Here is an 11,658-nt window from a genome sequence, read left to right on the forward strand (position 1 = left end):
TCGACCCCATTGCACACCCCTCGCCAGCCGGCGCGGGGTGTTGTGCATTTCCAGCAAGCCTTTCATGGACCTCCCCCACCTCACGGCGGGCAAGCGCTTCACGCTGCCGCGCCCCCCGCTGTCGGCCGACGCGCTGCTGCTGGCCCAGCTCGCGCGGCGCGAAAAGGCCGCCGGCCGCGCCACGGCCATGTTCACGGCCGACGCCAACGATGCCCAGCGCCTGATCGACGAGATCGCCTTCTTCGCGCCCGAGCTGCGCTGCGCCCTGTTCCCCGACTGGGAGACGCTGCCCTACGACAGCTTCTCGCCGCACCAGGACCTGATCAGCGAGCGCCTGGCCACGCTGTGGCGCATCAGCCAGAAGGAAGCCGACGTGGTGCTGGTGCCCGCCACCACCGCGCTCTACCGGCTCGCGCCGCCGTCCTTCCTCGCGGGCTACACCTTCCATTTCAAGACCAGGCAGAAGCTGCAGGACGCCAAGCTCAAGGCGCAGCTCACGCTGGCCGGCTACACCCACGTCACGCAGGTGGTGAGCCCGGGCGAGTACGCGGTGCGCGGCGGCCTGATCGACCTGTTCCCGATGGGCTCGCCGGTGCCCTACCGCGTCGACCTGTTCGACGACGAGATCGATTCGATCCGCACCTTCGACCCCGACACCCAGCGCAGCCTCTATCCGGTGCCCGAGGTACGGCTGCTGCCGGGCCGCGAGTTCCCGATGGACGACGACGCGCGCGCGCGCTTTCGCGGCCGCTGGCGCGAGCTGCTCGAGGGCGACCCGACCAAGAGCCGCATCTACAAGGACATGGGCAACGGCGTGGCCACCGCCGGCATCGAGTACTACCTGCCGCTGTTCTTCGACGAGACGGCGACCGTGTTCGATTACCTGGGCGAGGACACCACCGTCGTGCTGCACGGCGAGCTCGAGCCCGCGTTCCAGCACTTCTGGCAGGACACCGGCGAGCGCTACCGCCTGGTGCGCGGCGATCCCGAGCGCCCGGCGCTGCCGCCCGAGGCGCTGTTCCTCAACGCCGAGCAGTTCTACCAGCGCGTGAAGCCGCATGCGCAGCTGTCGATCCGATCGACCGCCGACGCCGCGCCCTTCGCGGAGTTCGACACCCTGCCCGCCTTCTCGGTGGTGCGCGGCGCCGACGATCCGCTGGTGCGGCTCAAGGCCCACATCGCCGCCACGCCGCACCGCGTGCTGATGATCGCGGAGAGCGACGGCCGGCGCGAGAGCCTGCTCGATTTCCTGCGCGCCAGCGGCGTGAGCCCGCCGGCCTTCGATTCGCTGGCCGAGTTCGAGGCCGCGGCCGACGAGAAGATCGGCATCGCCACCGCCGCGCTGGCGGCCGGCTTCGCCTGGCGCGAACAGGGCATCGACTTCGTCACCGAGACCGAGCTGTTCGCCACCGGCAGCACCGGCCGGCGCCGCAACAAGAAGCAGGAGCAGGTCAGCGACGTCGAGGCGCTGATCAAGGACCTGTCGGAGCTCAACGTGGGCGACCCGGTGGTGCACTCCGCGCACGGCATCGGCCGCTACCGCGGCCTGATCCACATGGACCTGGGCCAGGGCAGCGATGCCGAGGGCAAGCCGCTGCTGCAGGAAATGCTGCACCTGGAGTACGCCGACAAGGCCACGCTCTACGTGCCCGTGAGCCAGCTGCACCTGGTGAGCCGCTACACCGGCGTCAGCGCCGACGAGGCGCCGCTGCACAAGCTGGGCTCGGGCCAGTGGGACAAGGCCAAGCGCAAGGCCGCCGAGCAGGTGCGCGACTCGGCCGCCGAGCTGCTCAACATCTACGCGCGCCGCGCCGCGCGCGAGGGCCATGCCTTCCGCTACTCGCCGGCCGACTACGAGGTCTTCGCCAACGACTTCGGCTTCCAGGAAACCGCCGACCAGAAGGCCGCGATCCATGCCGTGGTGCAGGACATGATCTCGCCGCAGCCGATGGATCGACTGGTCTGCGGCGACGTCGGCTTCGGCAAGACCGAGGTCGCGCTGCGCGCCGCCTTCATCGCGGTCACCGGCGGCAAGCAGGTGGCCTTCCTCGCGCCCACCACGCTGCTGGCCGAGCAGCACTACCAGACCCTGGTCGACCGCTTCGCCAAGTGGCCGGTGAAGGTGGCCGAGATGAGCCGCTTCCGCTCGGCCAAGGAAGTCTCGACCGCCGCCAAGGGCCTGGCCGAGGGCACCGTCGACATCGTGGTCGGCACCCACAAGCTGCTCTCGGAATCGGTCAAGTTCAAGAACCTCGGGCTCTTGATCATCGACGAGGAGCACCGCTTCGGCGTGCGCCACAAAGAGGCCATGAAGGCGCTGCGCGCCGAGGTCGACGTGCTCACGCTCACCGCCACGCCGATCCCCCGCACGCTGGGCATGGCGCTCGAGGGCCTGCGCGACCTCAGCGTGATCGCCACCGCGCCGCAGCGCCGGCTCGCGATCAAGACCTTCGTTCGCAACGAGGGCACCGGCGTGATCCGCGAGGCGGTGCTGCGCGAGCTCAAGCGCGGCGGCCAGGTCTACTTCCTGCACAACGAGGTCGAGACCATCGAGAACCGGCGCCAGAAGCTCGAGGAGATCCTGCCCGAGGCGCGCATCGCCGTCGCCCACGGCCAGATGCCCGAGCGCGAGCTCGAGCGCGTGATGCGCGACTTCGTGGCCCAGCGCTACAACCTCCTGCTGTGCTCGACCATCATCGAGACCGGCATCGACGTGCCGACCGCCAACACCATCGTGATGAGCCGCGCCGACAAGTTCGGTCTGGCGCAACTGCACCAGCTGCGCGGCCGCGTCGGCCGCTCGCATCACCAAGCCTATGCCTACCTGATGGTGCCCGACACCGAGGGCCTGACCAAGCAGGCGGCGCAGCGGCTCGACGCGATCCAGCAGATGGAGGAGCTGGGCTCGGGCTTCTACCTCGCGATGCACGACCTCGAGATCCGCGGCACCGGCGAGGTGCTCGGCGAGAACCAGAGCGGCAACATGATGGAGATCGGCTTTCAGCTCTACAACGAGATGCTCAGCGAGGCCGTGCGCTCGCTCAAGGCCGGGCAGGAGCCCGACCTGCTGTCGCCGCTGTCGGTCACGACCGAGATCAACCTGCACGCCCCCGCCCTGCTGCCCGACGACTACTGCGGCGACGTGCACCTGCGGCTGTCGTTCTACAAGAAGCTCGCCACCGCGAAGAACCCCGACCAGATCGACACCCTGCTGGAGGAGATCGTCGACCGCTTCGGCAAGCTGCCGCCGCAGGCCCAGACCCTGATCGACACCCACCGCCTGCGCGTGCTCGCGCGGCCCTACGGCGTGGTCAAGGTCGATGCGGCGCCCGGCGTCATCAACATCACCTTCAAGAAGGATCCGCCGGTCGATTCGATGGCGATCATCCACCTGATCCAGAAGAACAAGCACATCAAGCTGGCCGGCAACGAGAAGCTGCGCATCGAGCGCGAGCTCAAGGAGCCGAAGGAGCGTGCGCAGATGGTGCGCGATGTGTTGCGCAGCCTGGGCCAACCCACCACCAAGGAAAGCATTCCCGCATGAGCGCCGTCGCAGAAATCTCCCCTGGCCTCGTCCTGCAGCGTTTTTCGCCGCCGCTCGCCCTCCAGGACTTCAAGCTCATCGCCTTCGACATGGACTCGACGCTGATCAGCATCGAGTGCATCGACGAGATCGCCGACGCGGTCGGCAAGAAGGCCGAGGTGGCAGCGATCACCGAGGCCACGATGCGTGGCGAGATCAAGGACTTCAAGGAAAGCCTGCGTCGCCGCGTCGCGCTGCTGAAGGGCGTGCCGGTCGGCGCGCTGCAGCAGGTCTACGACGAGCGGCTGAAGCTCAACCCCGGCGCGGCCGAACTGGTGGCCGCCTGCAAGGCGGCGGGCCTCAAGGTGCTGCTGGTCTCGGGCGGCTTCACCTTCTTTGCCAACCGCGTGAAGGAGCGCCTGGGCATCGACTTCGCGCGCTCCAACCTGCTCGACGAGGCCGACGGCCTGCTCACGGGCCAGGTCGCGATGCAGAGCTGGGGCGACATCTGCGACGGCGCCGAGAAGCGCCGCACCCTGCTCGAGGTGGCCTCGCTGATGGGCATCTCGGCGCAGGAATGCATCGCGGTGGGCGACGGCGCCAACGACCTGCCGATGATGGGCGAGGCCGGGCTGTCGGTGGCCTATCACGCCAAGCCCAAGGTGCGCGAGCAGGCGATGGTGGCGATCGACGAAGGCGGGCTCGACCGCCTGCTCGAGGTCGTCCGGCCCTGACCGGTCAGGCCGGGCTGCCGGCCGCCGGCGACCTGGCCGCGGTGCCCAGAAGCCGCTCGCGCATCGACGGCACCACGGTGTCGGCCGCGCGCTCGAGCTGCTCCACCAGGCCGCCCACGCCGACCGCGAAGCGCGCGCCCGAGGCGCTCGAGGCCGAGCCCAGCGCGATGATGCCGATGCCCTCGGTGACCACGCCGCGCGAGAACGCATAGCCGCGCTCGCGCGTCTCCTGCACGCGCGCCTTCACGTAGTCGGCATCGACGTCCTGCCCGCCGGGCTTGAGGCGCGCGTTGCTGCGATGGATGGTGCGCGCCACGTGGTCGTCGCTGCTGGCCGCGAGCAGCGCCCAGCCCGTGCCCGACATGCACAGCAGCCGGCGCGTGCCGGGCTGCACGTTGAACTGGATCGCGCGGCTGCCGAAGATCACGTGCACGTACTGCGCGTAGATGTCGTTCTCGACCGCGAGGATGGCGGTGAAGCCGGTCTCGCGCGCGATGTCGCCGAGCACGGTGAGCAGTTGCCCGCCCTGGAACATCGAGTCCATCACCCAGTCGCCGATCGAGGCCAGGCGCGGCGTGGCGAGGTAGGCGCGCAGCGAGGAGTCGTAGCGCAGGTAGCCCAGCGTGGCGACGCTCTTGAGCAGCACCTGCGCGCTCGACAGCGGGTAGCCGAGCCGCTCGGAGATCTCGCGCACCGTCACCGGCCGCCGCACCTCCCGCAGGTACTCGAGCACCTGAAACACCCGCCCCGCCGTCTTGATGACCGATTGCTCCACTTCATGTTCTCCGCGGTCCCAGCCGGCATGTTGCGCGCTCGACCGCCCGGGCCGGACCGCGCGCGATGCTACTGCAACTCGATGCCGGTGATGCCCACCAGCCGCTTCCAGCGCTCGATCTCCTCGGCCTGGTAGCGGCGCAGTTCGGGCGCCGAGGACATGATCAGTTCGGTGCCCTGCTTGCGGTAGTAGGCCTGGATCTCGGGCGTCTGCGCGGCCTTCGCGAACAGCGCGCCGAGCTGCTCGAGCGCGGCCGGCGGCGCCTTCGAACTCACGGCGGCCGCGACCCAGTTGAACGCGAGGTAGTCGGGATAGCCGGCCTCCCCGACGGTGGGCACCTCGGGCAGCACGATCGAGCGCCTGGGGGCGGTGAAGGCCAGCGGCCGCACGCGGCCCGAGCGCGCGAGCTCGTTGGCGCCGGTGGCGTCGACCACCGCGAAATCGACCTCGCCCGTGAGCACCGCGTTGACGGCCTCGCCCGCTCCCTTGTAGTTGATGCCGGCCGTCTTGATCTTCGCCATCTCGTTGAACCACTCGGAGTAGAGCGTGTACGACATGGAGCCGCTCGCGTAGTTGAGCTTGCCCGGCCGCTTGCGCGCATCGGCCACGAGGTCGGCCAGCGAACGGTGGGCCGAGGCCGCCGGCACGATGACCAGGCAGGCGCCGCGCGACAGCAGCGTGATCGGCGCGAAGTCGGCGATCGGGTCGTAGGGCAGCTTGCGGAAGGTGGCGGCATTGGTGGTCAGCGTCGAGTTGCTGCCGATGAACACCGTGTGGCCGTCGTGCGGCGGATTCAGCGCCGTCTGCACGCCGATGAAGCCGTTGCCGCCGGGCTTGTTCTCCACCGTCACCGCCTGGCCCGAGAGGTCGCCGATGCTCTTGGCGAACAGGCGCGCCGTGATGTCGGTGCCGCTGCCGGGCGGGAACGGCACGATGAAGCGCATGGCGTGCGAGGGAAAGGCCTGCGCCTGCGCGAGGGTGGGCAAGCTCGCGGCACCGGCCAGCGCCGCGCCAGTGCCGAGCAGCAGCCGGCGGCGGTCGCGAGAGAAATCACTCATGGGGTCGTCTCCTGGTTTCCTGTCTTCAGCGCCGCGAGCCCAAGAGCTCGCGCGCCACCACCCAGCGGTGCACCTCGCTGGGTCCTTCGTAGATGCGCATCAGCCGGGTCTCGTTGGCCATCTGCTGCAGCGGCATTTCCTTGGTCATGCCCATGGCGCCGAAGACCTGCATCGCCATGTCGATCACGTCCCAGGCCATCTCGGTGGCGTAGACCTTGATCATCGAGACCTGCGAACGCGCCTCCTCGCCGCGGTCGATGCGCGCGGCGGCCTCGTAGGTCATGAGGCGGCAGGCATGGATGCGCGTGGCGGCATCGGCCACGCCCCACTGCACGCTCTGGCGGTCGGACAGCAGCGCGCCGAAGGTCTTTCGCATCGGCGCGTACTCGCAGACCATGTCGAGCGCGCGCTGGGCGCGGCCGATGCACCAGGCCGCCATCTGCACGCGCCGGCTCGACAGCCGCGCCTGCATCGGCGCGAAGCCCTGCCCTTCCTTGCCCAGCAGCTGGCCGGCGCCGACGCGGCAGTCCTGCAGCACCACCTCGTAGGTCGACACGCCGCCGAGCATCGGGATGCGGCGCTCGACGATGAAGCCCGGCGTGTCCTTGTCGACGATGAAGGCCGAGATGCCGCCGCGCGAACCGAGCGCCTTGTCGGTCACGGCCATCACGATGGTCCAGTCGGCGCGCGCGGCGCGGCTGATCCAGATCTTGCGGCCGTTGAGCACCCAGTTGCCCTGCGCGTCGCGCTCGGCGCGCGTGCCCATCGCCGACGGATCGGCGCCCGCGCCGGGCTCGGAGATGGCGATCGCCGAGACCGTCTCGCCGCGTGCATAGGGCGCGAGGTAGCGCTCGGTCTGCGCAGCGTCGGCCGTCTTCAGCAGCATGCGCAGGTTCGGCGAATCGGGCGGCAGGTCGTAGGGCACGACGGTCTTGCCGAGCTCCTCGTTGACGCCAACCATCGCCGTCACCGGCAGGTCGGAGCCGCCGAGTTCGGCCGGTGCATCGAGCCCCCAGAGGCCGAGTTCGCGCGAGAGCGCATCGAGCCGCTCGTGCTCCTCGGGCATGAGCATCAGCTGCCCGCCCTCGGCTTCGCGTTTCAGCACCGCCGGCTCCAGCGGCAGCAGTTCGTCGCGCACGAAGCGCGCGACCAGGTCCTTGAGCATGCGGTGCTCGTCGTCGAGTTCGAAGTTCATGCCCCGCCCCCTCACTCGCCGGCCACCGCACGGCCGGCCTTGAGCCGCGCGATGGCTTCCTCGCCGAGGCCGGCCTCGCGCAGGATCTCGCTGGTGTGCTGCCCCACCGTGGGCGCCTGGCGGTACACGCGCGTCGGCGTGGCCGAGAAGCGCGCCGTGGGCCGCAGCTGGCGGATCGGTCCTTCGGTCGGATGCTGCGCGTCCTCGAACAGGCCCACGGCCTTCAGGTGCGGATGCGCGGGCAGGTCGTCGAGCGCATAGATCGGCGTGGCCGGGATGTCGAGCTTCTCGCACAGCGCCATCCACTCGGCGGTGGTCTTCAGCGGCGACAGCTCGCGCAGGTGGCCGTAGAGCGCGCGCACCTGCGCGTTGCGCTCCTGCCGGTTGGCGATGCTGTAGCGCTCGGCCAGCTCGGGCTGGCCGACCTCGACGAAGAAGGCCTGCCAGTGGCGTTCCGTGTAGGGCAGCATGCTGATCCAGCCGTCGCGCGTGCGCGCCGGCTTGCGCCCGCCCTCGAGCAGCCGCGGATAGCCGGCCTTCACCGCCGAGCCCTGGAAGGTCATGCCGCCCATGTGCTCGGCCAGCACGAAGGCCGCCATGGTCTCCAGCATCGGCACTTCGACGTACTGGCCCTGCCCGCTGCGCTCGCGGTGCAGCAGCGCCGCCAGCACCGCGTTGCAGACCGCGAGGCCGGTGGTCTTGTCGGCGATCAGGCTGGGCGTGTAGTCGGGCTGCTCGCGCCCCACCGAGCCCACGCCCACCAGCCCGCAGGCGGCCTGGATGATGTCGTCGAAGGCCGGCTTGTCGCGGTGCGGGCCGTCCTGGCCGAAGCCGGTGGCGGCGCAATACACCACCTTGGGATTGAGCTTCGCCACCGCCTCGTAGCCGAGCCCGAGGCGCTCGACCGCGGCCACGCGCATGTTGTGCACCACCACGTCCACCTGCGGGATCAGCGCGCGCAGCGCGGCCACGCCCTCGGGCGACTTGAGGTCGACCGCGAGCGAACGCTTGTTGCGGTTCACGGCCAGGAAGATCGAGCTCATGCCCGGGTGCTGCGAGATGCCGTTGGCGCGCATCATGTCGCCCTCGGGCGGCTCGACCTTGATCACGTCGGCGCCGTAGTCGGCCAGCATCTGGGTGGCCAGCGGGCCGAGCACCACGGCCGTGAGGTCGAGCACCCGGATGCCCTTGAGGGGGCCCGAGGGCGCATTGGAAGTCGTATCGGTCATAGGGAAAAAAGAAGAGGGATTCAGTTGGGCAGGCCCACGAGATGCCGCGCCATCACCACGCGCTGGATCTGGCCGGTGCCCTCGACGATGTCGAGCGCCTTCACGTCGCGGAACAGCTTCTCGATCAGGTGGTCGCCGCGGCCGCCCGCGAGGCCCAGCACCTCCATCGCGAAGCTCGTGGCCTCGAAGGCGGCCGGCGGCGCGAGCGCCTTCGAGGCCGAGGCCTCGAGCATGTTGGACTGGCGCCGGTCGGCCAGCCAGGCCGCGCGCAGCGCCATCAGCAGCGCGGCCTTGAGCTTGCGGCGCGAGCGCTCGAGCCGGTCGCGCAGCCGCGGGTCGGAGCCCAGGCCCTGGGCCTGCATGAAGGCCGCGGCCTCGTCGAGCGCGGCGCGGCCGATGCCCACCGCCATGCCGGCGATGGCCGGGCGGCCCGCGTTGAAGGTGTTCATCGCGCCCTTGAAGCCGCCCGAGCGCTGCTCGTAGTAGGCCTCGCCGCCGAGCAGGTTGGCCGCGGGCACGCGGCAGCCCGAGAGGAAGAAGGAGGTCGACTCGTAGGCCTTCAGGCCCATCTTCTTCTCGATGCGGAAGTCGCCGAAGCCCGGCGTGCCGCGCTCGACCACGAAGGCGCGGTGGCCCGCGCGGCCCAGCGCCGGATCGATGGTGGCGAACACCACGGTCCATTCGGCGCGGCCCGAGTTGCCCGAGAAGGACTTGGCGCCGTCGAGCACCCAGTGGTCGCCGTCGCGCCGCGCGCGGGTCTTGATGTTGGCCACGTCGGAACCGCCCGAGGGCTCGGTCATCGCGAAGGCGCCCCAGATCGGGCGCTGCGGATTCACGAAGGGCGAGAGAAAGCGCTGCTTCTGCTCGGGCGTGCCCATCGAGAGGATCGGCGGCTCGCCCAGGCCCGGGCCCGGCAGCGCGACGCCGATGCCGCGGTCCCAGTAGGCGCCCTCCTCGGCCAGCAGCACCTGGGCCACGGCCGAGCCGGCCTTGTTGGGCGCGGGCGCGTCCGCGCCGTCGGGTGCCGCGTCGGCCGCGCGCCAGCGCGTGCGGCCGAAGCCCTCGGCCAGCATGCGCACGAAGAAGGGGTCGTCCACCGGCAGCGGCGCGCCCGCGCGGTCGGCGCGCCAGCCCGCGGGCCGCATCTCGTCGCGCCCGAGGCGGCGCAGGGTCTGCAGGCGGGCCTGGTCGTCCGCGCTGATCGAAAAATCCATCTCAGGCTCCCTGGGTCGTTGGGTCGGTGGTGGCAAGAAAGTCGATCGGCGCGGCGATCGCGGCCGGCAGCGCGTCGTCGCGCGCGGCATCCGCGCCGCCGAGCAGCAGGCCCAGCGCGCGCAGCTCGCGCAGCTGCTTCTCGACCGGGTAGTCGCGCATGAAGCCCGCGCCGCCGAGGATCTGCACCGCGTTGGCGCCGATGAAGACCGCGTTCTCGATCGCCTCGATCAGCGCCGTGGCCGCTGCCTCGCGCGCGGGCCGGCCGGCATCGAGCCGCCAGGCGGCCTCGTGCAGCAACTGGCGCGCGGCATCGACCGCGCTGTGCATGTCGACGATCAGGAAGGCCAATGCCTGGTGGTGCGCGATCGGCTTGCCGAAGGCGACACGCTCCAGCGCGTAGCGGCGCGAATAGTCGGCCGCCGCATGCATCTGGCCGACCAGCAGCGCCGCGAGCTGCACGCGCGCATGGGCCAGCGCGAGCGCGGCGGCCGCGGGGTCGGTCCACGCGGCCTCGACCGGCGCGCGGTCCAGGCGCAGCTCGCTCGCGCCCGCGGCATGCAGGCCGGCACCGGGCAGTTCGGCGAGCGCGATGCCCTGCGTGACCAGGCGCAGCCCGTCGCGGCTCAGCACCGCGAGCAGGTCGACGCGGTCGGTCGGCAGCCAGGCCGCATGGCCGCTCAGCGCATCGCCGTCGCTCGTCCATTGGCCGCGCGCATCGAACACCAGCGCCGCGCGCGCATCGGGCCGCGCCAGCAGCGGCTGCAGATGGCGCTGCAGCGCCGCCTCGCCGCCGAAGGCCCGCAGCGCCTGCGCGACCGCGCCGATCGGCTGCAGCGCCAGCGCCGCGCCGGGGCAGCCGGCCGCGAGCCGCTCGGTCACCAGCACCCGCGCAAGAGCGCCGAGGCCGGCACCGCCCGCGGACTCGGGCCAGTCGATGCGATCGAAGCCGATCTGGGCCGCCTCGCGCCGCAGGGCCTCGGGCAGCGCGCGCTGCGCTTCGAAGGCGCGCTGCGAGGGCAGCAACTGTTCGTCGGAGAAACGCTGGGCCGTCTCGGCCACCAGCGCGAGTTCCTCATCGAGTGCGAAATCGATCATGGCGTGCTCCGCGCTCAGTGGCGTCCGAAGACGGGATCGCGGCGCTGCGCCATCGCGGCCACGCCCTCGCGGAAGTCCTGGGTCTGGAAGTGCTGGCGCTGCTCGCCGGCCTCGCGCTCGACCGCGGCGCGCACCGCCTCGACCAGCCCGGCGCGCAGGCTCGCGCGCGTCGACTCGACCGCGATCGGCGCCGAGATCGCGATCTCCTCGGCCAATGCCTGGGCGCGCTCGCGCACCTGGTCCTGCGGCGCCAGCTCGTCGACCAGGCCGATGCGCAGCGCCTCGGCACCGTCGATGCGGCGGCCGGTGTAGAGCAGCAGCGCGGCCTGCTGCGCGCCGACCAGGCGCGGCAGCGTGTGGCTCAGCGCGAAGCCCGGGTGGAAGCCCAGGCGCGCGAAGTTGGCGCTGAAGCGCGCCTCGGCGCAGGCGACGCGGAAATCGGCCACCAGCGCGAGCCCCAGCCCGCCACCCACCGCCGGGCCCTGCACCGCCGCGATCACCGGCTTGGTCACGGCGAACAGCCGGATCGCCTGCCGGTAGAGCTCGCCCGGGTCGCGCCGCTCGCCGGCGGCGGGTGTGGGCGACGAGAAATCGGCCCCCGCGCAGAAGGAGCGCCCCTGCGCCGCCAGCACGATGGCGCGGCATGCCGGGTCGGCCTGCAGCGATTCGAAGGCCTCGGCCAGCGCCGAGATCAGCGCGAGGTCGAAGAAGTTGTGGGGCGGCCGGCACATCTCCACCGTGGCCGTGTGGCCGGCGCGGTGGATCGAGAGGTCGGACGGATTCGCTGCTGTGCTCATGGGACTCCTGTCTGGCTGTTCTTTTTCAACGATATAA

Annotated in this window: 9 protein-coding genes; 2 read left to right on the forward strand and 7 right to left on the reverse strand. The window is 71.0% G+C overall.

Features of this window, described 5'->3' with window-relative positions; all coding sequences use genetic code 11:
• Positions 1 to 64: 64 nt before the first annotated feature.
• Both mfd and serB read left to right on the forward strand, forming a co-directional pair.
• Positions 65 to 3,544, forward strand: coding sequence for a transcription-repair coupling factor (gene mfd, locus ACODT0_RS30410; RefSeq protein ID WP_489042984.1), 3,480 nt, complete (start codon positions 65 to 67; stop codon positions 3,542 to 3,544).
• Positions 3,541 to 4,257 carry a phosphoserine phosphatase SerB gene (gene serB, locus ACODT0_RS30415; protein ID WP_479669976.1) on the forward strand — a complete coding sequence of 239 codons (717 nt, stop codon included), beginning with the start codon at positions 3,541 to 3,543 and terminating at the stop codon, positions 4,255 to 4,257. Before mfd ends, serB begins: the two co-directional genes overlap by 4 nt.
• Before the next feature lie 4 nt (positions 4,258 to 4,261).
• Here serB and ACODT0_RS30420 read toward each other — a convergent pair whose 3' ends face one another.
• The 7 genes from ACODT0_RS30420 to ACODT0_RS30450 all read right to left on the reverse strand — a co-directional run bounded on the left by ACODT0_RS30420 (position 4,262) and on the right by ACODT0_RS30450 (position 11,621).
• Positions 4,262 to 5,032 (reverse strand): IclR family transcriptional regulator, encoded by a 771-nt coding sequence (locus tag ACODT0_RS30420; RefSeq protein WP_057591639.1) that lies wholly within the window; start codon positions 5,030 to 5,032, stop codon positions 4,262 to 4,264.
• A 68-nt stretch (positions 5,033 to 5,100) separates the two neighbouring features.
• Positions 5,101 to 6,090, reverse strand: coding sequence for a Bug family tripartite tricarboxylate transporter substrate binding protein (locus tag ACODT0_RS30425; RefSeq protein ID WP_489042985.1), 990 nt, complete (start codon positions 6,088 to 6,090; stop codon positions 5,101 to 5,103).
• A gap of 25 nt (positions 6,091 to 6,115) precedes the next feature.
• A complete protein-coding gene (locus ACODT0_RS30430; RefSeq protein WP_261210668.1) occupies positions 6,116 to 7,285 on the reverse strand; it encodes an acyl-CoA dehydrogenase family protein in 1,170 nt (389 codons plus the stop codon).
• A gap of 11 nt (positions 7,286 to 7,296) precedes the next feature.
• Entirely contained in the window at positions 7,297 to 8,514 is a 1,218-nt protein-coding gene (locus ACODT0_RS30435; RefSeq protein WP_057591636.1) for a CaiB/BaiF CoA transferase family protein, read from the reverse strand.
• Between the two features lie 20 nt (positions 8,515 to 8,534).
• Complete coding sequence (locus ACODT0_RS30440; protein WP_489042986.1) at positions 8,535 to 9,728, reverse strand: acyl-CoA dehydrogenase family protein; 1,194 nt, start codon at positions 9,726 to 9,728, stop codon at positions 8,535 to 8,537.
• Position 9,729: 1 nt separating this feature from the next.
• Positions 9,730 to 10,824 (reverse strand): acyl-CoA dehydrogenase family protein, encoded by a 1,095-nt coding sequence (locus ACODT0_RS30445; RefSeq protein ID WP_489042987.1) that lies wholly within the window; start codon positions 10,822 to 10,824, stop codon positions 9,730 to 9,732.
• A 14-nt stretch (positions 10,825 to 10,838) separates the two neighbouring features.
• Entirely contained in the window at positions 10,839 to 11,621 is a 783-nt protein-coding gene (locus ACODT0_RS30450) for an enoyl-CoA hydratase/isomerase family protein (RefSeq protein WP_208510867.1), read from the reverse strand.
• Positions 11,622 to 11,658: the final 37 nt, after the last annotated feature.

The organism is Variovorax sp. FG153, assembly GCF_057809595.1.

Bases quoted from the DNA above. Each gene is read 5' to 3' on its own strand.
- mfd (WP_489042984.1), top strand. From the start codon at position 65: ATGGACCTCCCCCACCTCACGGCGGGCAAGCGCTTCACGCTGCCGCGC.
- serB (WP_479669976.1), top strand. From the start codon at position 3,541: ATGAGCGCCGTCGCAGAAATCTCCCCTGGCCTCGTCCTGCAGCGTTTT.
- ACODT0_RS30425 (WP_489042985.1), bottom strand. From the start codon at position 6,090: ATGAGTGATTTCTCTCGCGACCGCCGCCGGCTGCTGCTCGGCACTGGC.
- ACODT0_RS30430 (WP_261210668.1), bottom strand. From the start codon at position 7,285: ATGAACTTCGAACTCGACGACGAGCACCGCATGCTCAAGGACCTGGTC.
- ACODT0_RS30435 (WP_057591636.1), bottom strand. From the start codon at position 8,514: ATGACCGATACGACTTCCAATGCGCCCTCGGGCCCCCTCAAGGGCATC.
- ACODT0_RS30440 (WP_489042986.1), bottom strand. From the start codon at position 9,728: ATGGATTTTTCGATCAGCGCGGACGACCAGGCCCGCCTGCAGACCCTG.
- ACODT0_RS30445 (WP_489042987.1), bottom strand. From the start codon at position 10,824: ATGATCGATTTCGCACTCGATGAGGAACTCGCGCTGGTGGCCGAGACG.
- ACODT0_RS30450 (WP_208510867.1), bottom strand. From the start codon at position 11,621: ATGAGCACAGCAGCGAATCCGTCCGACCTCTCGATCCACCGCGCCGGC.